Annotated in this window: 20 protein-coding genes, 1 other RNA gene and 1 other annotated feature; of the genes, 5 read left to right on the top strand and 16 right to left on the bottom strand. The window is 53.0% G+C overall.

Going from position 1 to position 22970, the window contains the following annotated elements:
* Positions 1 to 16: 16 nt before the first annotated feature.
* Together sufB and sufA are read right to left on the bottom strand one after the other, a co-directional pair.
* Complete coding sequence (sufB, locus tag VI01_RS03305; protein WP_038647310.1) at positions 17 to 1510, bottom strand: Fe-S cluster assembly protein SufB; 1494 nt, start codon at positions 1508 to 1510, stop codon at positions 17 to 19.
* Between the two features lie 5 nt (positions 1511 to 1515).
* Positions 1516 to 1890: a Fe-S cluster assembly scaffold SufA gene (sufA, locus tag VI01_RS03300; RefSeq protein ID WP_038647312.1), complete on the bottom strand. Its 375-nt coding sequence runs from the start codon at positions 1888 to 1890 to the stop codon at positions 1516 to 1518.
* 390 nt (positions 1891 to 2280) lie between these two features.
* Here sufA and VI01_RS03295 point away from each other — a divergent pair, with 390 nt between their 5' ends.
* The gene (locus VI01_RS03295) at positions 2281 to 2685 is read left to right on the top strand and encodes a hypothetical protein (protein ID WP_045813973.1); all 405 of its coding nucleotides are present in this window, start codon (positions 2281 to 2283) and stop codon (positions 2683 to 2685) included.
* Between the two features lie 30 nt (positions 2686 to 2715).
* Here VI01_RS03295 and VI01_RS03290 read toward each other — a convergent pair whose 3' ends face one another.
* Entirely contained in the window at positions 2716 to 5769 is a 3054-nt protein-coding gene (locus tag VI01_RS03290) for an FAD-binding and (Fe-S)-binding domain-containing protein (RefSeq protein ID WP_045813972.1), read from the bottom strand.
* A 207-nt stretch (positions 5770 to 5976) separates the two neighbouring features.
* Here VI01_RS03290 and ydiK point away from each other — a divergent pair, with 207 nt between their 5' ends.
* Both ydiK and rprA read left to right on the top strand, forming a co-directional pair.
* Positions 5977 to 7089, top strand: coding sequence for an AI-2E family transporter YdiK (ydiK, locus tag VI01_RS03285; protein ID WP_034821692.1), 1113 nt, complete (start codon positions 5977 to 5979; stop codon positions 7087 to 7089).
* Positions 7090 to 7405: 316 nt separating this feature from the next.
* Positions 7406 to 7513, top strand: an RNA gene (gene rprA / locus VI01_RS24630) — antisense sRNA RprA.
* A 99-nt stretch (positions 7514 to 7612) separates the two neighbouring features.
* Here the strand turns inward: rprA and ppsA are convergent.
* Positions 7613 to 10000 carry a phosphoenolpyruvate synthase gene (gene ppsA / locus VI01_RS03280; RefSeq protein WP_045813971.1) on the bottom strand — a complete coding sequence of 796 codons (2388 nt, stop codon included), beginning with the start codon at positions 9998 to 10000 and terminating at the stop codon, positions 7613 to 7615.
* Between the two features lie 450 nt (positions 10001 to 10450).
* Between ppsA and VI01_RS03275 the strand changes: the two genes are divergently transcribed.
* Together VI01_RS03275 and VI01_RS03270 are read left to right on the top strand one after the other, a co-directional pair.
* Entirely contained in the window at positions 10451 to 11278 is an 828-nt protein-coding gene (locus tag VI01_RS03275) for a pyruvate, water dikinase regulatory protein (RefSeq protein WP_034821695.1), read from the top strand.
* Positions 11279 to 11426: 148 nt separating this feature from the next.
* The gene (locus tag VI01_RS03270; RefSeq protein ID WP_045813970.1) at positions 11427 to 12473 is read left to right on the top strand and encodes a 3-deoxy-7-phosphoheptulonate synthase; all 1047 of its coding nucleotides are present in this window, start codon (positions 11427 to 11429) and stop codon (positions 12471 to 12473) included.
* A gap of 5 nt (positions 12474 to 12478) precedes the next feature.
* On the opposite strand, the gene VI01_RS03265 is transcribed toward VI01_RS03270, so the two are convergent.
* The 12 genes from VI01_RS03265 to rplT form a co-directional block, all read right to left on the bottom strand.
* Complete coding sequence (locus VI01_RS03265) at positions 12479 to 13918, bottom strand: protein adenylyltransferase SelO (RefSeq protein WP_045813969.1); 1440 nt, start codon at positions 13916 to 13918, stop codon at positions 12479 to 12481.
* Positions 13919 to 14015: 97 nt separating this feature from the next.
* Positions 14016 to 14759 (bottom strand): EAL domain-containing protein, encoded by a 744-nt coding sequence (locus tag VI01_RS03260; protein WP_045814000.1) that lies wholly within the window; start codon positions 14757 to 14759, stop codon positions 14016 to 14018.
* 311 nt (positions 14760 to 15070) lie between these two features.
* Positions 15071 to 15532 (bottom strand): NlpC/P60 family protein, encoded by a 462-nt coding sequence (locus tag VI01_RS03255; RefSeq protein WP_045813968.1) that lies wholly within the window; start codon positions 15530 to 15532, stop codon positions 15071 to 15073.
* A gap of 68 nt (positions 15533 to 15600) precedes the next feature.
* Entirely contained in the window at positions 15601 to 16347 is a 747-nt protein-coding gene (gene btuD / locus VI01_RS03250; RefSeq protein WP_045813967.1) for a vitamin B12 ABC transporter ATP-binding protein BtuD, read from the bottom strand.
* Positions 16348 to 16893, bottom strand: a complete 546-nt coding sequence (locus VI01_RS03245) for a glutathione peroxidase (protein ID WP_038647329.1) — start codon at positions 16891 to 16893, stop codon at positions 16348 to 16350. It lies immediately after the preceding gene.
* 39 nt (positions 16894 to 16932) lie between these two features.
* Positions 16933 to 17916 carry a vitamin B12 ABC transporter permease BtuC gene (gene btuC, locus VI01_RS03240; RefSeq protein ID WP_045813966.1) on the bottom strand — a complete coding sequence of 328 codons (984 nt, stop codon included), beginning with the start codon at positions 17914 to 17916 and terminating at the stop codon, positions 16933 to 16935.
* 90 nt (positions 17917 to 18006) lie between these two features.
* Complete coding sequence (locus tag VI01_RS03235) at positions 18007 to 18378, bottom strand: DUF2502 domain-containing protein (protein WP_045813965.1); 372 nt, start codon at positions 18376 to 18378, stop codon at positions 18007 to 18009.
* A gap of 191 nt (positions 18379 to 18569) precedes the next feature.
* Complete coding sequence (gene ihfA / locus VI01_RS03230) at positions 18570 to 18872, bottom strand: integration host factor subunit alpha (RefSeq protein ID WP_007892687.1); 303 nt, start codon at positions 18870 to 18872, stop codon at positions 18570 to 18572.
* A gap of 4 nt (positions 18873 to 18876) precedes the next feature.
* Positions 18877 to 21264 carry a phenylalanine--tRNA ligase subunit beta gene (pheT, locus tag VI01_RS03225; protein WP_045813964.1) on the bottom strand — a complete coding sequence of 796 codons (2388 nt, stop codon included), beginning with the start codon at positions 21262 to 21264 and terminating at the stop codon, positions 18877 to 18879.
* A 14-nt stretch (positions 21265 to 21278) separates the two neighbouring features.
* Positions 21279 to 22262, bottom strand: a complete 984-nt coding sequence (pheS, locus tag VI01_RS03220; RefSeq protein ID WP_038647337.1) for a phenylalanine--tRNA ligase subunit alpha — start codon at positions 22260 to 22262, stop codon at positions 21279 to 21281.
* A gap of 71 nt (positions 22263 to 22333) precedes the next feature.
* Positions 22334 to 22459 (bottom strand) — a sequence feature (Phe leader region).
* Positions 22410 to 22454 (bottom strand): pheST operon leader peptide PheM, encoded by a 45-nt coding sequence (gene pheM / locus VI01_RS25295; protein ID WP_121626058.1) that lies wholly within the window; start codon positions 22452 to 22454, stop codon positions 22410 to 22412. It overlaps the preceding feature by 45 nt.
* Before the next feature lie 115 nt (positions 22460 to 22574).
* Complete coding sequence (gene rplT, locus VI01_RS03215) at positions 22575 to 22931, bottom strand: 50S ribosomal protein L20 (RefSeq protein ID WP_007892678.1); 357 nt, start codon at positions 22929 to 22931, stop codon at positions 22575 to 22577.
* Positions 22932 to 22970: the final 39 nt, after the last annotated feature.

Here is a 22970-nt window from a genome sequence, read left to right as displayed (position 1 = left end):
GGCAACGCGTGTGGCATCAGCCCACACTGTGCTCAAGGCTGATAGCCAACAGTTTTTGCGCTTCCACGGCGAATTCCAGTGGCAGCTCGGAGAAAACATCTTTGCAGAAGCCGTTGACGATCATTGAGATCGCATCTTCTTCGCTAATGCCGCGCTGCAGGCAATAGAACATCTGGTCTTCGCCAATACGCGAGGTGGTGGCTTCATGTTCCAGCTGTGCTGTGTTGTTTCGCGTTTCCACATAAGGGAAGGTGTGCGCACCGCACTCGGCACCAATCAGCATCGAGTCACACTGGGTGAAGTTACGCGCGTTGGTCGCGGTTGGCATGATTTTTACCAGACCACGATAAGTGTTCTCACTCTTACCGGCAGAGATCCCTTTCGAGATGATGGTCGACTTGGTGTTTTTACCAATGTGGATCATCTTGGTACCGGTATCCGCCTGCTGACGGCCGCTGGTCAGTGCGACAGAGTAGAATTCACCCACAGAGTAATCACCACGCAGGATACAGCTTGGGTATTTCCAGGTGATGGCTGACCCCGTCTCTGACTGTGTCCAGGACATCTTGCTGTGGTCGCCTTCACACAGCGCACGCTTGGTCACGAAGTTGAGGATACCGCCCTCGCCTTCACCGCCCGGGAACCAATTCTGTACGGTGGAATATTTCACTTCGGCGTTTTTGTGGATGATCACTTCAACCACTGCGGCGTGCAGCTGGTAGGTGTCACGCACAGGCGCGGAGCAGCCTTCGATGTAGCTGACATAGCTGTCTTCATCGGCGATCAGAATGGTACGTTCGAACTGACCCGTTTTCGCCGCGTTGATACGGAAATAAGTCGACAGCTCCATCGGGCAACGCACGCCTTTGGGGATGTAAACAAAAGTACCGTCTGAAGCCACAGCAGAGTTCAATGCTGCGAAGAAGTTATCGTTGTGGGGAACCACAGTACCGAGATACTTCTGCACCAGCTCTGGATGATCGTGAATCGCTTCACCGAATGAGCAGAAGATAATGCCTTGCTCAGCCAGTTTGTCACGATAGGTGGTGGATACGGAAACAGAGTCAAAAATCGCATCAACGGCGACTTCACGTCCTTCACGTACCGGAACACCCAACTGATTGAAAGCGTCTTCCACTTCTTTCGTCAGGTAATCGCTTGACGCTACGCTGCCAGATGTTTGCTTCGCACCCGGTTCAGACGCGCAGCTATCATCGCAATTGCCGCAAGACGGCGCGGAATAGTAGCTGTAGTCCTGATAATCGAGTGAGGCGTAGTTGGCTTTCAACCAATGTGGTTCTTCCATCTCTAACCAGGCACGGAAGGCCTTGAGGCGGAATTCCAGCATCCACTCAGGTTCGTTACGTTTGGCCGAAATGGCACGCACCACATCTTCATTGATGCCGTGTGCCAATTCGTCGGTTTGCAACTGGGTAAAGAAGCCTTCTTTATAATTCAGGCTACCTTCCCACGTTTGTACATCGTCAGATGCTTCGCTGTGTCGTGACATTTTACTTACTCGACGCCAAAACTCTCACCGCACCCGCAGGCGTGCTGAGCTTTAGGGTTGTTGAATTTAAAAATCTGGTTCAGGCCTTCACGGACATAATCCAGTTCGGTACCGTCAACAAACGGCATAGCCTGAAGAGGCACAAATAATTTTGCGCCGAATTGCTCAAACGTCAGGTCGTCATCGGCTGGCTCTTTTGTCAGATCCATAACGTACCCAAAACCGGCACAGCCGGACTGCTTCACACCCAATCTAAGGCCCTTAACTTCAGGATCCGCCTCAACCAGGTTAAGAATCTGTTTCGCTGCCGATTCGGTCAGCGTAAGCCCTTTCCAGACGAAATCGTCGGGTGAAAAGGAAGCTGCATTTACTGATGACATAGTGCTACCTCGTAAGTCTGGGCCTTTTCAGGCTATCCCCCTATGGTAGTGATATCAGATACCACTTCAACCTCTTGTTTTGCAGGGATAATCATCTCGTGCTGTTTTTTACTGTTGCTTAATTAAGCATAGTCTCTTCAATCGAGCTTGTAAGCGGCATTCCCGTGCGCGCCACACCAGCGTAACCCGTTAAAATGACGTAAAATTTAGAAATTCAACTTTACGACATCATCATGATTGATAGGTTACGCCTTTCTTCAATGTAAAGAGATTGTTATTGCCGATTTTAGTAACAGGCAAAGGAAATCAATAAAATTTCATTGCGGGAATTGCATTCCTGACGCGGTTGAATATGATAATGATTATCATTAACCCATTTAGGGTAGCGACATGACGCTTACCGTCTCAGCCTGGTTACAACACAAAATCGATGAATATAAGTTTTCAGTGCGTGATATCACCGTCGACTTCTACATGGCTCAGGCTAAGCTCAACCGCACCGATTGTACTATTGACCAACTGCGTCGCTTTAACGACACCTGTCTCGACATGGCAGAAATCTGCGAGCTTAACGGCGACGACCAAAGCTATCTGCATGCCATGGGCAAGCTCCATCACCGCTTAGTGCAGGAGATGGGCAATGCCGATCGCGACCGTTTATTCCGTATTCAGGCCTATCAACTGGCGCGCCTGTCGTTAACTCGTTTGTGTCATCAACTGGCGCTCAGCGGCGAGTGGGATAAAGCCACCAGCCTGCAGAGTGATTTTGTCCGTCACGCAGGCTGGATATTCTAATCCAGCTTTGTGACGACTCCTACAATTTGTTTACATCATTTCCAGTAGTGCCTGCAGCGGATGGCGCATGCCGTTGCCCTCGGCGCGTTTAACCTGGCTGCGACAGGAGAAACCTGTCGCCAGACAACGCTGACGTGGCAGTTTCTGTAATTGCGGATGCCACGAGAGTTCGTAGATGCCCAGCGAATTTTCGAGGTTCTTGCTCTCATGTCCGTACGTCCCCGCCATACCGCAACACCCGACGTTGACGTTCTCCAGCTTCGCACCGAAACGCGCAAAGATCTCCTGCCACTGATTCGGCGTGGAGGGCAGCGCAGTGACTTCAGTGCAGTGCGCAAACAGATACCAGGCCTCGCCGCTGGCAGTTTGCACCGCGCGCGCATTCAGGGCCTGCTGCAACCATTCGTGGACCAGTTGCACCTTGAACTCACCACGCTGCTCACCCAGCACTTCCTGATATTCATCGCGATAACACAGCACCGTTGCGGGATCGACCCCAACCATCGGCATCCCCAATTGGGCGACACGATTTAGAAACTCGGCGGTTTTACCGGCAGTGCGCGCAAAGCGCTGCAGGAAGCCTTTCACATGCTGCGCTTTACCGTTCGGTGAGAAGGGTAATAACACCGGACGATAGCCCAGCTTTTCAATCAATTTGACAAAATCGGTCACCAGCTGTGCTTCGTAATAGCTGGTGAACGGATCCTGCACCACCAGCACACAGTTTTCACGCTGCGCGATATCCATTGCTTCCAGCTGTTCCAGCGTCAGGCTCATGGCCGGATGCCCACCGAGTTGCTGTTTCAGACTTGGCGATGAAAGCAACGGCAGATCGACCATGCCAATGTGGGTTTTACTGAGATTGCGTACCCACGGTTGCTTAAGGAAGAAGTTGAACACCCTAGGCGCTTTGGCCATCAAAGGCGCATAACTCTCAACGGTGGCCACCAGATGATCGCTCACCGGACGCAAATAGCGCGTGTGATAAAGCTGCAGGAAGCGCGAGCGGAAGCCCGGTACATCAATCTTAATCGGGCACTGCGTCGAACAGGCTTTGCAGGCTAAACAGCCTGACATCGCCTCTTTCACTTCATGAGAAAAGTCATACTCGCCCTGCTTCGCGTGCCAGGAGTTACGCGTGCGTTGGATCAGTGTGCGCAGGCTGGCCCCCTGTTTCGGCAGCGCCTGTTCCAGCTGAGAGGGATCAACGCCCTGCTCTGACAGCAAACGCAACCATTCACGCGTTAGCGTCGCGCGTCCTTTCGGCGAATGGATACGGTTGCGGGTAATCTTCATCGATGGGCACATCGGGCTACGCGCATCAAAGTTGAAGCATAAGCCGTTGCCGTTGCACTCCATGGCGCCGCGCCAGTCAGTTCGCACCGTGACCGGAATCTGGCGATCGTAAGTGCCGCGTTTCACCGCATCCACCTGCATCATCGGCTCGTTGCTGCCCAGCGGGGTGCAAATCTTGCCAGGGTTCAGGCGATTATCAGGATCGAAGGCCGCTTTAATCGCGCGCAGTTCGTTAAACAGCGTCTCGCCAAAAAATTCCGGGCTGTACTGCGCGCGGAATCCTTTACCGTGTTCACCCCACAGTAATCCGCCGTAGCGCGCGGTCAGCGCCACCACTTCGTCGGAGATTTGCTTCATCAGCATCTCTTGCTGCGGATCGCACATGTCGAGCGCAGGACGCACGTGCAGCACACCGGCGTCCACATGGCCAAACATGCCGTAACTCAGGCCATGGCTATCCAGCAAGGCACGGAAATCGACAATGTAATCCGCCAGTTGTTCTGGCGGTACTGCCGTGTCTTCCACAAACGGAATCGGCTTCGCGCGCCCTTTGGCGTTGCCCAGCAAGCCCACCGCTTTTTTGCGCATATTATAGATGCGCTCGATACCGCCTAAATCATTACACAGCTGATAGCCGATCACACCGCCCTGCTGCTGCGCCATCAACTCATCCAGCCGAGCGCACAAGCTGTTGACCTGCTGTTCGATCAATTCGCCGTTGTCACCGGCAAATTCAACAATATTCAGACCGAGCATTTCCTTATCCGGCACATCGGTAATCAGCTCTTTTACCGAGTGCCAGACAATATCCTCTCGTGCCAGATTCAACACTTTAGAGTCCACGGTTTCCACTGACAGCGCTTTGGCTTCCACCATGAAAGGGGCATTCCGCAGCGCAGAGTCAAAGGAGTCGTACTTGATGTTCACCAGACGACGTACTTTAGGAATCGGCGTGATGTCCAGACGCGCTTCCGTAATAAAGGCCAGCGTCCCTTCTGCACCGCATAACAAGCGAGTCAGATCGAAGGTTTGCATGTCATCGCTGAACACATGACGCAAGTCATAACCGGTCAGGAAGCGGTTAAGCTTAGGGAATTTATCCAGAATCAGGTCACGCTGATCACGACAGCGGTTTAACACCTGTTGATAGATGCGCCCTTCGGCTGTCGGTGTTGTTGCTAATTGCTCAGCCAGTTCGGTGGGCATCGCGCGGGTATCCAGGATATCGCCGCCGAGCAGAACCGCCCGCAAACCCTCCACGTGATCCGAGGTTTTACCATACACCAGCGAACCCTGCCCGGATGCATCGGTATTGATCATGCCACCTAAGGTAGCGCGATTACTGGTGGAGAGCTCCGGCGAAAAGAAGAATCCATAAGGCTTCAGCCAGGCATTGAGCTGATCTTTCACCACGCCCGCTTCCACACGCACCCAACCCTGTTCAGGATTGATTTCAAGGATGCGATTCATGTAGCGCGACATGTCGACCACAATGCCCTGATTGAGTGACTGACCGTTGGTACCCGTTCCGCCGCCGCGTGGGGTAAACACCAGGCTGTTAAACCGCGTTTCGCCTGCCAGACGCGCGATTAACGCCACGTCCGCCGTCGAACGCGGAAATAGCGCGGCATCGGGTAACAGCTGATAAATGCTGTTATCGGTAGAAAGCGAGAGACGATCGGCATAACTGGTGGCGGTATCGCCGGTGAAGCCTTGTTCTTTTAATGACTGCAGGAATGTCAGCACCAGTTGAACGAGGCCTGGCGCCTGGGAAATCTGTGGGATCATTATTGCGTGACCGAGATGTTGTAAACGTTTGCGTGGTTATTTTTTTTCAACCATTGGTTTTATCATATTTTTTTATCGCCTGCTGTTTTTTCAGGAAAGACCTTCGCGCGCCCTGCTTTTTTCTGTTTAATTTTCAGGAAATAGCTCATCATTGATCAGGGCCCCCGCGGTCCACCACGAAGGATTAATTGAGGTCAAAACGTTGTGATGAAAAGCCTGCAACGCGGTATGGATCTACCGCAACTGCTGTTCTCGTTGATGTTCATTCTCATCATGATCATCGCCTGCCTGTGGGTGGTACAACCCTTTATTCTGGGCTTTGCCTGGGCCAGCATGGTGGTGATTGCGACCTGGCCATTAATGATCCGTTTGCAGCATCTGCTGTGGGGACGACGATCGCTGGCGGTGATCGCCATGACCATTCTATTACTGCTGCTGTTTATTATTCCGATTGCCCTGCTGGTGAGTAGCCTGATCGACAACAGCGCGCCGGTCATCGCCTGGGCAACGCAACGCCATCTGGTTTTCCCGGACTTTGTCTGGCTGCGTGAGATTCCTTATGTCGGCAACAAAACCTACTCCAGCTACCACAAAATGGTCGATGGCGGCGGTACAGCGATTCTGAATCAGCTGCAACCTTACATTGGTCGCACCACAGGCTTCTTTGTGGCACAGGCCGGCCACTTCGGCCGCTTTATGATTCACCTCGCCGTCATGCTGCTATTTAGCGTGTTGCTCTATTGGCGCGGTGAGCAGGTCGGCCACGGCATTCGCCACTTTGCTTATCGCATGGGCGGACGTCGCGGCGATGCGGCGGTGCTGCTGGCCGGGCAAGCGATTCGTGCCGTGGCGCTGGGCGTGGTGGTGACGGCGCTGGTGCAGGGTGTGCTGGGCGGTATTGGCCTGGCAATCTCCGGCATCCCTTACGCCACTCTGCTCACCGTGCTGATGATTCTGACATGCCTGGTGCAGTTGGGGCCGTTAGTGGTGCTGGTACCGGCCATCATCTGGCTCTACTGGAGTGGCGATACCACCTGGGGCACGATATTACTGGTGTGGAGTTGTGTGGTGGGTACGCTCGATAGCGTGTTACGTCCGATGCTGATTCGCATGGGTGCAGATTTGCCGATGATTCTGATCCTTTCTGGTGTTATCGGTGGATTGATCGCCTTCGGCATGATCGGGCTGTTTATTGGTCCTGTGGTATTAGCCGTGTCCTATCGTCTGGTTTCCGTGTGGATGCATGAAGCACCTGCTCCGGATGATGACCCGCAAACGGCCATCGAAGCTCTTGCCGAACACGAGGAAGAGCAACCTTAAAGCAGGCCTTTTCCGCGAGCGGTGCAGATAAATGCACCGCCTTCTTCTCCCACTCCTGATTTGCCTTACCTGGCGCGCTGAAAGCAACTTAATCGCTGTCACATAATTGACTGCAACACCCTTTATTTTTCATAAGCGATTTTTAAGAAAAAACGCAGATTTAGGCGCTTTAGGTGGATTTCGCTAACGAAATGATTATTTTTCGAACTGAATCATCAGGCGCAACCGTTAAAAAAGCACAGAAAAGATTATCAGCTTTAAACTAATAAGAGGATTCTTAAAGACGCCAGCAAGCCTGATGAATAACATGAATCCTATGTTTGAGATCAAACCACTGATTTTTAAACAACCTTTTTCCCCTGAGTAAAGTGAAGAATTGCTGTGTGTAGTCTTTGCCCATCCCCTGTGATGGGCTTTTTTTTTGTATTTTTTATGGATAAAGAAAAGGCCAGCAGCGCTGGCCTTAATGATTTCATCAAGGACGCTTCAGATTTACCCCAAACGCGTCCTAATTGATGTCTGATTATTGCTTAGCAGCATCCAATTCCGCCAGATTTAACCAGGTTTGCACCACGGTATCCGGGTTCAATGACAGGCTATCAATCCCCTGCTCCATCAACCATGCTGCAAAGTCTTCATGGTCTGAAGGGCCCTGCCCGCAAATTCCCACGTATTTACCCTGTTTCTTCGCGGCTTGAATTGACATCGACAGCAGCGCCTTCACGGCATCGTTGCGCTCATCAAACAGCGCCGAGACCACACCAGAATCGCGATCCAGGCCCAGCGCCAGTTGCGTCATATCGTTTGAACCGATAGAGAAGCCATCGAAGTACTGCAGGAACTGCTCAGCCAGTAAGGCGTTTGATGGTATTTCACACATCATGATCACTTTCAAGCCGTTCTCACCGCGCTTCAGACCTTGCTTACCGAGTTCCTCCACCACGGCCGCCGCCTGGTCAACGGTGCGCACAAATGGAATCATAATCTCGACGTTAGTCAGACCCATTTCATTACGCACACGTTTCACGGCTTCACACTCCAGCGCGAAACAGTCGCGGAAGCTGTCCGCCACATAGCGCCCCGCGCCACGGAAGCCCAGCATCGGGTTCTCTTCTTCTGGCTCGTAACGCTCGCCACCCACCAGGTTGGCGTATTCGTTCGATTTGAAGTCTGAGAGGCGCACAATGACGCGCTTCGGCGCAAAGGCCGCACCCAGGGTCGCGATCCCTTCGGTCAGACGGGCGATGTAGAACTCAACCGGATCGTCGAAACCTTTCATCATTTGACGAATCTGCTGCTGCAATTCCGGTGTCTGCTGGTCAAATTCCAGCAGGGCTTTCGGATGCACGCCGATCATACGGTTGATGATAAATTCCAGACGTGCCAGACCGACACCCTCGTTCGGCAAACAGGCGAAGTCAAAGGCGCGATCCGGGTTACCGACGTTCATCATGATTTTCAGTGGCAGGTCCGGCATGGTATCCACTTGCGAACTGGTCACTTCAAAGTCCAGTAGATCCTGATACACATAACCGGTGTCGCCTTCAGCACAGGAAACGGTCACCTTATGCCCATCTTTCAGATGATCGGTGGCATCGCCGCAGCCAACGACAGCAGGAATGCCCAGCTCACGCGCGATGATCGCCGCATGGCAGGTACGGCCGCCACGATTGGTGACAATCGCGGAGGCTTTCTTCATGATCGGTTCCCAATCCGGGTCAGTCATGTCAGTGACCAGCACATCACCTTTTTCGATGCGGTGCATTTCGCTGATATCATGAATCACTTTCACTTCACCCGCGCCAATGCGATGGCCGATGGCACGGCCTTCGACCAGCACCTTGCCTTTCCCTTGCAGGTTATAGCGCTCCATCACCTGGCCGTTTGACCGCACGGTTTCCGGACGCGCCTGCACAATGAACAATTTGCCGGTGTGACCATCTTTGGCCCACTCGATATCCATGGGGCGTTTGTAGTGCTGCTCAATCAACACCGCCTGACGCGCCAGATCCTGCACTTCTTCATCGGTCAGACTAAAGCGGTCTCGCTGCTCCTGATCGACATCTTCAATGCGCACCTGCTCACCGTGTTCCTGAGAATCGGCATATACCATGCGAATCTTTTTGGAGCCCATGGTGCGGCGAACGATGGCCGGGCGATTGGCTGCCAGCGTCGGTTTATGCACATAGAACTCATCCGGGTTGACCGCCCCCTGCACCACCATTTCTCCGAGGCCAAACGCCGAGGTGATGAAGACCACCTGGTCGAAACCGGATTCAGTATCAATAGTGAACATCACGCCGGAAGAGGCAAGATCGGATCGCACCATGCGCTGAATACCGGCTGACAGGGCAACGCCACGATGGTCGTAACCCTGATGCACACGATAGGAGATCGCACGATCGTTAAATAAGGAAGCGTACACGTGCTTCACGGCCACCAGCACCGCATCGAAGCCCTGCACGTTAAGGAACGTCTCCTGTTGCCCCGCAAACGAGGCATCGGGCATGTCCTCCGCGGTGGCGGATGATCGCACCGCAAAGGAAGCGTCGGCATCATCAGAGGAGAGTTGCTCATAGGCAGTACGGATCGCCTCTTCCAGCTCAGGCAGGAATGGCGTGTCCACAACCCATTGACGAATTTGTTTACCGGCCTTAGCCAGCTCTTCCACATCATCAATATCCGTTTTGTCCAGCAAATCATAAATGCGCTGGTTCAGTCCGCTTTGATCGAGAAACAGATTAAAGGCGTAAGATGTCGTGGCATAGCCGTTAGGCACGGAGACGCCCAGTGACGACAAGTTAGTAATCATTTCTCCCAGGGAAGCATTCTTGCCCCCCACCCGATCAACATCATGCATGCCAAGCTGGTTGTACCAGAGCACTAGCGACTGTTGGTCTTGATTGGACATTGAGATTATCCTTCATTTAAATGATTGGAGCACATGGAACAATTTGCTATTCGCCAAAACAGCCTGGCACAATCAATTAATAAAGACTAAGTGTTGAATCGTTAAAGCAGAAAAAGAAACGCAAAATCGGACTAGTACCTGTCAGTGCTAGCGTTGCGCAACGGGCTTATTTAATGCCGAAACATGGTCGCAACGATATTTTTCCCCTTTTCAGAGGGTTAGCCATTGCTTTTTGTTGCGCAACAGATTCAGACTTTATTTTTACCTTGTGATAAAAATTGCGGGGAAATAGCCGTTTTCAAAACAGCATTTCATCTAATATTGTTCATCACACAAATCAAATTCCAGCAGAAAGCGCTAACGATATGGATATTTCATTTTATTTTTAATTAAAATGAAATATCAGCAATGACATTGTTACGCAAAAGTAAATGAGAGGGGATTTCGCCTATGAGCACTGAGCGCAGTGTGTTCTACATTTCAGACGGTACCGCCATTACCGCGGAGGTATTGGGGCATGCCGTTCTGTCGCAATTCCCTGTGAACATCAATAGCGTGACCCTGCCCTTTGTTGAGAATGTTCAGCGAGCTCAGGCGGTTAAGGCGCAGATTAACGCGCTGTATCAGCAAAGCGGCGTACGTCCGATTGTGTTCTTTTCCATCGTCACACCGGATGTGCGCGAAATCATTCTGGAAAGCGAAGGCTTTTGTCAGGACATCGTGCAGGCATTAGTGGGCCCGTTGCAAAGTGAACTGGGCGTTGCTTCAATGCCAGTGGCGCACCGAACCCATGGTCTGACGGCGAGCAATCTCGGCAAATATGATGCGCGTATTGCCGCAATTGATTACACCCTGGCGCACGATGATGGTATTTCACTGCGTGGTCTGGAGGATGCGCAGGTGATTTTGCTCGGCGTCTCTCGCTGTGGCAAAACACCCACCAGCCTCTATCTGGCCATGCAGTTTGGTGTACGTGCGGCAAACTATCCCTTTATCGCCGATGACATGGATAACCTAAAATTGCCGCCGGCGTTACGCGCCCATCAACATAAGCTGTTTGGATTAACTATCGATCCTGAACGTCTGGCGGCGATTCGGCAAGAGCGTGCAGAGAATACCCGTTATGCCTCAATGCGCCAGTGCCGGCTCGAAGTGGGAGAAGTGGAAGCGCTCTTCCGCACGCATCAGATTCGTTACCTTAACAGTACCAACTATTCGGTCGAGGAGATTGCCACCAAAATCCTCGACATTATGGGTCTGCGCCGCAGCATGTATTAATCTGTACGCCAGGCCGTAAAGCCTGGCTTCCGTCTTGTTTCGCTCACCTTTCTTTTTAGCGGGTTGAATTCGCGGCCTATTGGTTTATTGTGACCACCATCACTTCCCGGTATTTCACCGTTGCGAAGAACAGATTTTGAGAATCCCAATGAACAAGACTGATGAACTGCGTACTGCGCGCATCGGCAGCCTGCTAACGCCCGCTGCGCTTGCGCAAGAACACCCCATTTCACCGGAGGTGGCGGCCACCGTCACCGCTGCGCGCCAGCGTATTGCACGCATTTTAACCGGCGAAGATCCACGCCTGTTGGTGATTATCGGCCCGTGCTCGCTACACGACCCTAAAGCCGCGCTGGAATATGCCGAACGCCTCAACGTGTTACGCGAACGTTATCAGGACCGTCTGGAAATCGTGATGCGCGCTTACTTCGAAAAACCGCGCACGGTGGTCGGCTGGAAAGGATTGATCTCGGATCCGGATCTGGATGGCAGTTTCGACGTTAATCGCGGCATCGCCATTGCCCGTAAACTGTTGCTGGATATCAACGCCACCGGTATGCCGACCGCCACCGAGTTCCTCGATATGGTGATCGGCCAGTTTATTGCTGACCTGATCAGCTGGGGCGCCATTGGTGCACGCACCACAGAGAGTCAGATCCACCGAGAAATGGCTTCGGCACTGTCGTGCCCCGTTGGTTTTAAAAACGGTACGGACGGCAATGTGCAAATCGCGGTGGATGCCATTCGCGCCTCACGCGTTAGCCATATGTTCCTTTCGCCGGATAAGCACGGTCAGATGACGATTTATCAGACCAGCGGCAATCCGCATGGTCATGTCATTCTGCGCGGTGGTCGTCAACCTAACTACCACGCCGAAGATGTCGCGGCCGCGGCCGCAAATCTGCGTGACTTTAATTTGCCGGAACAGCTGATCATCGACTTCAGCCATGGTAACTGCCTGAAACAGCATCGTCGCCAGCGCGATGTTGCGGATGATGTGGCAGCACAGATTCGTACGGGATCACGTGCGGTCGCAGGCGTGATGATTGAAAGCTTCCTGCAGGAAGGCAATCAGAAAGTGGTGAGCGGTGAACCGTTAAACTACGGTCAGTCCATTACCGATCCCTGCCTGAGTTGGGAAGACAGCGCCGAAGTGCTGGAGAAACTGGCTGCCGCGGTCGACAGCCGTTTTTAATCACCTTAGCTGGAGCAACTCACCTCCAGCGTTTTGCCCCACTCTGGCGGCCGTTGGCGTAACTCTGCGCTGACGGCCGCATCATCAAATGGCTGCTGTAAGGCCAGATGGAGCCGCTCCAGCGCCGCCTTCTCACCCTGCTCAACTTCTTCAATCACCTGCTGTGCCAGATAATTGCGCAACACCAGCGCCGGGTTGGCCGCTTTCATGACCTGCTGGCGTTGTTCATCTGATGCCTCATCCTGCAGCAGGCGTTGACGATAGCCGTCGTACCAGTGGTCAAACGCCTCGCGGTCGATAAATTCATCACGCAGCGGCGAACGCTGTTGATGCTGCTGCGTCTCACTCAGTAAGCGGAAGGTCAGCGTGTAATCGCTTCGCTCTTGTGTCATCAGCGACAGCAGTTGCGTCAGAATCGCGTTGTCATTGGCATCGGCAGTCAGAAGACCCAGTTTAGCGCGCATCTTCTCACCCCAGACCCGCATCAGTTCCGTTTCATACTGGCTGAGCGCCTGTTTTAACTGATCCGTGCTCATCAACCCTGACAATGCATGCGCCAGACGGTTGAGGTTCCACAAACCAATCATCGGCTGATTCTCAAAGGAATAACGCCCCTGATAATCGCTGTGATTGCAGATGAATCCGGGCTGGTAATCATCAAGGAAGCCATACGGACCATAATCCAGCGTCAGTCCGAGGATCGACATGTTGTCGGTGTTCATCACGCCATGCGCGAAGCCTACGCTCTGCCATTGGGCGATCAGGCTGGCGGTGCGTTTCACGATATCGGTAAACCACAGCACATAGCGGTCAGCGTCATCGCTTAGCTGCGGCCAGTGATGATGAATGGCGTAATCCGCCAGTTGCCGGACCTTATCCTGCTCGCCGCCATAGTAAAAATGTTCAAAGTGACCAAAACGCAGATGACTCTCAGCGATGCGCATCAGCATTGCCCCGCGTTCCTGCGTTTCACGCAGCACCGGCTCATCGCCAATCGCCAGCGCCAGCGCGCGAGTGGTGGGAATCCCCAAATGATGCAGCGCTTCCGAAGCCAGGAACTCACGCACACTGGAACGAATCACCGCCCGGCCATCCCCCATACGCGAATAGGGCGTTAATCCCGCCCCTTTCAAATGCCAGTCGAGTTTACGTCCGTTCGTCAATTGCTGTTCGCCCAGCAGAATGCCACGCCCATCACCCAGTTGGCCGGCCCACACGCCAAATTGATGTCCGCTGTAAACCTGTGCCAGCGGTGCCATACCTGGCAGTAGCTCACGACCACTCCAGACGCCGTGCCCCTGCCCAGTGAAGAGCCCGACATCCAGTTCCATTTCTGCCGCCAGCGGCGCGTTATGATAGAACAGGCGCCCGCCTTCCAACGGCGTTGGCATCAGCGCCGTATAGCATCCCGACAGCTCTTGCTGCCAGCTGTTAATAAATTGCATCACCACTCCAGAAGGTGCACACGAAAAGCACCGACAGTGAGTTTAAAGAATAGGGTTCAGTGTAACGCTGGGCGTCAGCGGATGACAGTTGAAAGGACTACTGCTGTGAAGGGGTATGCGAAGTCACATCAGGATAAATAAGATCACCTAACCGTTCCGCTTTGACAACCGGGAACAAATTGCCTTGCAGTTGAGCTCCGCTCAGCGTGCTGACTTTCTCCAGCATGGCGTTATCGTCAACACCACATATTATGAGCTGATCGGCATAATCTGAGAAATTATCGATGACCGTTTGGATAAAGGGTGTAAAAGATGCACGTTTAGCCAGGCCTTGTATAAAGGTTTTATCCAGCTTCAGTACACTAAAGAGATTATCGTAGACTGCGGTCGCAGGTGCTTTACCCGCACCAAATTGGGAAAGCGATAAACGGAATTCCTGCTGTAATGTGGCCAGAAGTGGCTGCGCTTTTCCGCGCGCTAATTGCGGAAACGTTTCGCTAATATCGAGAATAATAAAAGGAAGTTGTTTAAATTTCCTTAACAGAAATTCACTTTCAAGCAGCGTTAACGCCATCGAATGATCAATACGAACCAGAGCAGTAATTTGATGTAGCTCAAAAAAGTCACGGTACTTTTCCAGTAAAGAAAGCTGGCTCTGCATTAACCGTAATTGCTGCGCATCGTCTAATTGCGGCAACAGCAAATCCTGCGGCAGCGTAATTGGTGCGCTGTCGTGGACGAATTGCGTCACCAGCTCGACCGCAGTCAGCTGGCCCGCCAGTGTATAAACTGGATAGAACCAGGTTTCCGACTGATAGTCGGCAGATAAATGGACTTTCATTTTAGCAGCCAGAAGCAGTGGCAATTGGCGCATCGTATATCAATGAAAACGGTCAGGCAATAGGACCAAACGTTAGAAGAGACGCAATTTTGTACCTGATTAAACCGTTTTAAGCCATAAATAAAACTTAAGCCAAATAACCGGGGTGGTTGTCCATACTCATTAAATAAATTCAGTCTTATTTTTAGTATTAATGCGGTCGCAGGTAAAGTGCCATTTTAAATGAGAGTTAAATTCGAGGGGAATTCTATAATAAATCGGCTGAAAAACCATGAAGAGAATAGGTCATTCAGCACTGGTATGGTAATCACTCAGATACGACGTGCCTGCCAAAATACCTTGCGCCAATAGACGTTATCCAGTGAAGAGCGAATCACGCCCTGGCTGGTAGAAGCGTGGATAAAGGTGTTATCGGTATCATAAATACCCACATGCAGGCCATTCTCTCCACTGCCCGTTTTAAAGAAGACCAGATCACCGGGCAGCAAATCGCGTTTATCAATGCGTGTGCCAATATCCGTCTGGTCGACGGTAGAACGCGGCAGTTGCATATCGAATTTATCGCGGAAGGTTAGATAAACAAAACCAGAACAGTCTACACCGCCTCGACTTAATCCGCCGTAGCGATAAGGCGTGCCACGCCAGCGACCTAACTGATCATTGAGTTGGGCAATCACGGTGATGGAGTCAGAAAGACGGCCATTCGGCGGCGGCGCGTGATGGCTACTACACCCAGCCAGCAGCATCATCAGAAGAAATACCGTTATTCGCATCAGAATGTCCCTAAATCCGTCGCCCGGATGACACTTTAGCGGCAAATCTGCTTAACAGGCAATGTTATTCAGGGAATAAACAGCAAAGGGCCTTGCGGCGTATCCAATTGTTCAAACTCGGTTTGGTACAGCGGGGAGAGATTGGCGGCGGTGAGGACTTCCCGCGCACGTCCCTGCATGACCACTTCCCCCTGATGCATCAACCCTACGCGGTCAGCATGGCGCAGACTGTGGTTAAGATCGTGGCCGCTGGCAATCACCGCGATACCGGTGCGGCACAGCTGGAGCAGCAATTTGTCCACGGCTCGCTGCTGTGCGACATCCAGCGCCGTCAGTGGCTCATCCAGAATTAAAAGCTTGCCGTGAGGATTGATCGCTGGATGGATTTGCATCACCACCGCCGCCAGCCGCACGCGCTGCCATTCGCCTCCGGAGAGTTGCGTCAGCTTACGGGTTAATTTGTCCTGTACGCTGAGTTGCGTCAGCACATCATTGAGTGTGACATCTGCCTGCGGCGACGCCGAAGAGAAATGCAATCGTAGATAGTGCCAGACGGGCATGGTCCCTAACGCGGCCTGTTGTTGCGGTAACCAGGCACGCCACTGAGCCAGCGCGGACCCGCTTAAGCGGCTCAACGACATTCCTGCAAGCTGAATCACGCCTTGAGCCGGTAATAATCCCGACAGCGCACTGAGCAAAGTACTTTTTCCCGCGCCATTCGGGCCCACCAGATGTATCCATTCACCCGCATTGACGCTGAGATCAACCGGAGCCAGACGTCCTGCGACGCTGACTCCCTGACACTGCAACAGCATTTACTCTGCCAGCGCCTGCTCAACGCGTTTCAGGATGATCGGATCATCAGGCGTCATATCCGGAGAAAAACGCGCAATCACCTTGCCCTGTTTGTTGATGAGGAATTTTTCGAAGTTCCACAAAATGTCGCCCTCAGCTTTAGGTGCACGGCCTTTGCTCACCATACGCTCGAGGAAACCGCTGCCTTCAGGACGTTCGGCTTCCGGCTGCGCTGCCGTTAACTGCGCATACAGCGGATGACGATCTGCACCGTTCACATCGGTTTTATCGAACATCGGGAAAGTCACACCATAAGTGGTGCTACAGAAGGTTTTGATCTCTTCGTTGCTGCCCGGCTCCTGCTCCAGAAACTGGTTGCAGGGGAAACCCAGCACGCTAAAGTTTTTGTCCTGCCAGGCTTTCTGCAGTGATTCAAGTTGCTCATACTGCGCCGTCAGCCCACATTTTGACGCCACGTTGACCACCAGCAGTACGTTGTCCTGATACTGTGCCAGCGTCGTTTTTTCGCCGTCCAGGGTAACCAGTTCTGTCTGATAAATGCTCATTGTCGATTCCTGTTGTTGAGACCAAGATGCCAGCCATTGCTAGCGCGAAGATTTCACTAATAGCACGATAAACAGCGGTGCGCCGAGGGTGGCGGTGACCACGCCAATCGGCAGCTCTGCCGACGTCAGCACCAGTCGGGCGATAATATCTGCCCCGAGGAGCACCGCAGCCCCTGCCAGCGCCGAGGCGGGCAGCAGGTAACGATGATCGCTAAAACCGCTTAAGCGTAACAGATGAGGGATGACCAATCCGACAAACCCGATGGCACCGGCCATCGCCACGCTGGTGCCAACCAGCCAGCCCATCGCCAGCACTAACAGGTTGCGCCATAACAACAACGGCAGGCCTAGCTGACGCGCCGAGGTCTCCCCCAGTGAGAGTAAATTCAGCGTACGCGCGGTGGCGGTAAGCAGCAGAGTAACCGGCAACAGCGCCAGCATCATCCAGCCATAGCGCCAGTCAATACCGCCAAAGCCGCCCATCATCCAGTACATTAACTGCCGCAGATCGAGGCTGGTGCTAAAGTACACGGCCCATGTCATCACTGCGCTACAGATAATGCCGAGCGCGACCCCTGTGAGCAATAAGCGGCTGGCTGAAAGCTGACGATGGGCAAAGTGCAGCAGGATCAGCGTGATCAATAATGCGCCCGCCATCGCCGCCAGCGCCAGGCTCCATAACGAGCCATTGCCCAGCATGACACCCAACACTAACCCAATGCCCGCGCCATTTGATACGCCAAGCAGGCCGGGTTCTGCCAGCGGATTGTTGAACAGCGCCTGCATCACTACACCACACACCGCCAGTGCTGCGCCCACCAGTAGCACGGCCAGCGTCCGCGGTAAGCGTAACTGCCAGACGAAGAGCTCACCCTTCGATGAAAACCATTGGGTTGGGGAAATCCAGCTGTCTCCGGCACACAGACTGAGTACAAACAGCAGTAGCAGAGTGGCACTCAGCAGCATTAGCCAGCGCTGGCTGCGACGATCGGCCTGATAAGCAAGCTGGTCCAACAGAGTCATAGATGAGATTGGCTGAGAAAACAGAGATTTGATTTTAGTGAGATTGTGGCAAAAAGAAAGCGGCACCGAGTGGGTGCCGCTGAGCAATGCTTACTGATGAGGCGGGATCGGTTGACCGTGATTATCACGCTTATCGTGGTTATCGTGGCTATCACGCGGGTCATGATGCTGGTCGCGCGGCTGAGGTTTGTTATCGTGGCGCGGCGCATTGCCCGGGTGCTGTGACTGCCAGCCATTACCGTTCCAGTAACCGTGTGGGCCTTTCATGCCAACACGCTGATTGTGGTGCTGTTTCCACCAGGTTGGCGCTCGCCAGTCGTAGCCATCCCAATAGTAGCCACGTTTATCCTGATCACCGATATGAATAGAGACACCCGGTGTGTTGATGTTAACGGAAACATTGGCGCTAGCCAGCAGCGGCATGCCTAACAGGATGCCCAGTAAAAGTGCTGTCTTTTTCATCAGCAATACCCCTTGTTATGTGATGGCGCTGTTATAACAAATGGATTGCGACAGTCACTATCAGCCAGTGCCGATTTTCATCTTATTTTCCGCACACTTACGAAATCCTGACATTATGGAAAAATTGCGCAGAATGGCTATCTTGCAGCCAATAAAAAAGGCCGCTAAGCGGCCTTTTTGTCATACTGAAATTAGTCAGCGTCCTTCGGTGTCGCGTTCTCAACGCGACTTTTCAACTTCTGTCCCGGACGGAAGGTCACCACTCGGCGGGCAGTGATAGGAATATCTTCCCCCGTCTTCGGGTTACGGCCCGGACGTTGGTTTTTGTCACGCAGATCAAAATTACCAAATCCGGACAGTTTAACCTGTTCTCCGTTCTCCAACGCGCGGCGAACTTCTTCAAAGAAGAGCTCAACCAACTCTTTGGCATCGCGTTTGCTCAACCCGAGTTTTTCAAACAGGTACTCTGACATTTCAGCTTTTGTAAGCGCCATAGGTTCAATCCCTCAAGGTTGCCTGGAATCGCTCTTTTAATGCCGCAACGCATTTGGCAACGGTCGCGGCAATCTCCTCTTCTTCGAGTGTCCGGCTGGTATCCTGCAAAATCAGGCTAATCGCGAGGCTCTTTTCGCCCTCGTTCACGCCCTTACCACGGTACACGTCAAACAAGTTTACGCCAACTACCTGATTTACGCCAACTTTCTTACACTCCGCGATGATATCTGCTGCGGGCACGTTTTCAGCCACTACCACAGCGATATCACGACGGTTCGCCGGGAAGCGTGAAATCTCGCGCGCGTCAGGCAGGACGCGGTCTGCGACCTTATTCCAAAGCAGTTCAAACACTAAGGTGCGGCCGTTGAGATCCAGCTTACGTTCCAACTCCGGATGAACCACTCCGATAAATCCGATTCGTTCGCCGCGTAAATAAATTGCCGCGCTCTGTCCTGGATGCAGTGCCGGATTAGCTTCTGCACGGAAAGAAATCTCATCAAGTTTACCGGTCAAATCCAGTAGCGACTCTAAATCGCCTTTTAAATCATAGAAGTCAACTGTCTGGCGCGCCAGATCCCAATGCTCTTCGTAGCGATTACCGCTCAGAACCCCCGCCAGCATAAGATCCTGGCGAATACCGAGATCGGCCTGCGTATCAGGAACAAAGCGCAAACCGCTCTCAAACAGGCGTACGCGGCCTTGCTGACGGTTCTGGTTATACACCACTGCACCAAGCAGGCCGGTCCACAGCGACAGGCGCATCGCCGACATATCGCTGGAAATTGGGCTTGGCAGAATCAGCGCTTCTTCGCCTGGATGCAGCAACTGCTGCACTTTTGGATCAACGAAGCTATAAGTAATGGCTTCCTGATAACCTTTATCGACGAGCAGGTTACGCGCACGCTTCAGCGACAAATCCGCTTCGCGATGCTGAGTCATGATCAGGTTGGCTTTCACTGGCACGTCTGGGATGTTGTTGTAGCCGTACACGCGGGCCACTTCTTCAACCAGATCTTCCTCAATCGCCATATCGAAACGCCAGCTTGGCGCAACGGCTGTCCACTCGCCATTGCCCACGCTCACTTCGCAACCCAGACGCGTCAGGATATCGGTGACCTGCTCATCGGCGATCTCGTGACCAATCAGACGGTCCAGCTTTTCGCGACGCAAAGTGATAGTGGCGCGCTCAGGCAATTTACTGGCGTCGGTTTGATCGATAACCGGACCTGCTTCACCACCGCAGATGTCGAGCAGCAGCTGGGTAGCACGCTCAATGGCTTTGAATTGCAGCGCCGGATCAACACCACGCTCGTAACGGTGTGACGCATCGGTATGCAGGCCCTGACGACGTGCACGGCCGGTGATCGCCAGCGGTTCAAAGAAGGCACACTCGAACAGCACATTTTTGGTTTCTTCGTTCACACCAGAGTGCTCACCACCAAAAATACCGCCCATCGCCAGCGCTTTTTGATGGTCAGCAATCACCAGCGTATCGCTGCTGAGTTTGGCTTCAGTGCCATCCAGCAGCGTCAACACTTCACCCTCTTCCGCCATGCGCACCACAATGCCGCCGTCAATGCGGTCGAGGTCAAAGGCGTGCATTGGCTGACCCAGTTCCAGCAGAACGTAGTTGGTGATATCTACCACCGGGTCGATAGAACGGATTCCACAGCGACGCAGTTTTTCACGCATCCACAGTGGCGTTGCCGCTTTTACGTTAATCCCTTTCACCACGCGGCCCAGATAACGTGGGCAAGCCTCTGTGGCGTCCACGCGAATCGGGAAGGTATCGGTGATTGTTGCCTTAACGGGCTCAATCGTTGGCTCTGTGAGTGGCAAACCGTTGACCACCGCCACATCGCGCGCGATGCCGATAATACCGAGGCAATCAGCACGGTTAGGGGTCACACTGATTTCAATGGTGTTGTCATCCAGTTGCAGATAGCTGCGGATATCCGTGCCAATCGGCGCATCAGCGGGCAGTTCAATAATGCCGCTGTGATCGTCGGAAATACCCAGCTCAGAGAACGAGCACAGCATGCCTTCTGAAGGCTCACCGCGCAGTTTCGCGGCTTTGATTTTGAAATCGCCTGGCAGCACAGCGCCGACGGTCGCCACGGCGACTTTCAGGCCCTGGCGGCAGTTTGGCGCGCCACAGACGATATCCAGCAGGCGCTCGCCGCCCACGTTGATTTTGGTCACGCGCAGTTTGTCGGCGTTCGGGTGCTGGCCGCACTCCACCACTTCACCCACGACCACGCCATGGAACGCACCGGCGACAGGATCCACGCCGTCCACTTCCAGGCCGGCCATGGTGATTTGCTCAGACAGCGCAGCGCTGTCCAGGGCTGGATTTACCCATTCGCGTAACCAGAGTTCACTGAATTTCATTGGATAACCTGCCCTTATTTAAATTGTTTGAGGAAACGTAAATCATTTTCGAAGAAGGCGCGCAGATCGTTCACGCCATAACGCAGCATGGTGAGACGCTCCATCCCCATGCCGAAAGCGAAGCCCGAGTAAACTTCCGGATCGATGCCGACATTGCGCAGAACATTTGGATGCACCATGCCGCAGCCCAGCACTTCCAGCCACTTGCCGTTTTTACCCATCACATCCACTTCTGCGGAGGGTTCAGTGAACGGGAAGTAAGAAGGACGGAAGCGAATCTGCAGGTCTTCTTCAAAGAAGTTGTTCAGGAAATCGTGCAGCGTGCCTTTCAGATTGGTGAAGCTGATGTCTTTATCAACAATCAGGCCTTCCATCTGATGGAACATTGGGGTGTGCGTTTGATCGTAGTCGTTACGATACACGCGACCTGGCGCGATGATGCGGATCGGTGGCTGCTGGTTTTTCATGGTGCGGATCTGCACGCCAGACGTCTGGGTGCGCAGCAGACGGGTGGCATCGAACCAGAAGGTATCGTGGTCAGCACGCGCCGGATGGTGGCCGGGAATGTTGAGTGCGTCGAAGTTATGATAGTCATCTTCGATTTCCGGACCCGTGACCACCGCAAAGCCCAACTCGCCGAAGAAGTTTTCGATACGGTCGATGGTGCGGGTCACCGGGTGCAATCCACCGTTCTCAACGCGACGACCAGGCAGCGAGACATCAATGGTCTCTGCGGCGAGGCGTGCATTCAGTTCAGCGCTTTCCAGGGTGTTTTTACGCTCGGTAAGGCGGTCTTGTACCTGCTGCTTCGCTTCGTTAATCACCGCGCCTGCTGCCGGACGATCTTCCGCTGGCAGTTCACGCAGGGTGGTCATTTGCAGCGTCAGGTGCCCTTTCTTACCCAGGAATTCGACGCGCACGGCGTCCAGGGCGGCGATATCCGACGCCTCGTCGATAGCGGCCGTGGCACGGGCCACCAGGTCTGCGAGTTGGGACATGATTTCCTCTTCTTCCAGCCAGGCTGGTCAGTTCTTGTAAGGACCGTGAGATCCGATTAAGTGTCGCCAGAAACAAAAAAGCCTCCACGAGGGAGGCTTTCAGCGCGATTTTTCGTTTCTTTTCTTATGCGCAAAAGCCCCCGATTGTCAGGCGCTAAAGTAAAAAAAGAAACGGAAAATAGCAGCGTGCATGCTTGCGTTACCTTGTCTTGATAGAAACCGCACTATTGAAAAGCCCAGCGGTTAAAATGTCAATCTTTTGCGTGAGTTGCAGGCAATAAAAAAGGGAGCAAGCTCCCTTTTTCATCTGACTTACGCCAGAGCTGATTTTGCTTTTTCGACCAGTGCCGTGAAGGTCACTTTGTCGAATACAGCGATGTCAGCCAGAATCTTACGGTCGATTTCAATAGAGGCTTTTTTCAGGCCATTGATGAAACGGCTGTAAGAGATACCGTTCTGACGGGCCGCAGCGTTGATACGCGCGATCCACAGCTGACGGAACTGACGCTTACGTTGACGACGGTCACGGTAAGCATACTGACCAGCTTTGATAACAGCCTGGAAAGCAACGCGGTAAACACGTGAACGTGCACCGTAGTAGCCTTTAGCTTGTTTTAAGATTTTCTTGTGACGTGCGCGAGCAATTACACCACGTTTTACGCGAGCCATGTGAGCTCTCCTATATCATATTCTGTGATGCCCTATTCC

Source organism: Pantoea sp. SM3 (genome assembly GCF_000963995.1).
Classification (GTDB): Bacteria; Pseudomonadota; Gammaproteobacteria; order Enterobacterales; family Enterobacteriaceae; genus Pantoea; species Pantoea rwandensis_B.
The sequence above is the reverse complement of the archived record's forward strand: the minus strand, read 5'-3'. Positions and strand labels throughout refer to the sequence as shown.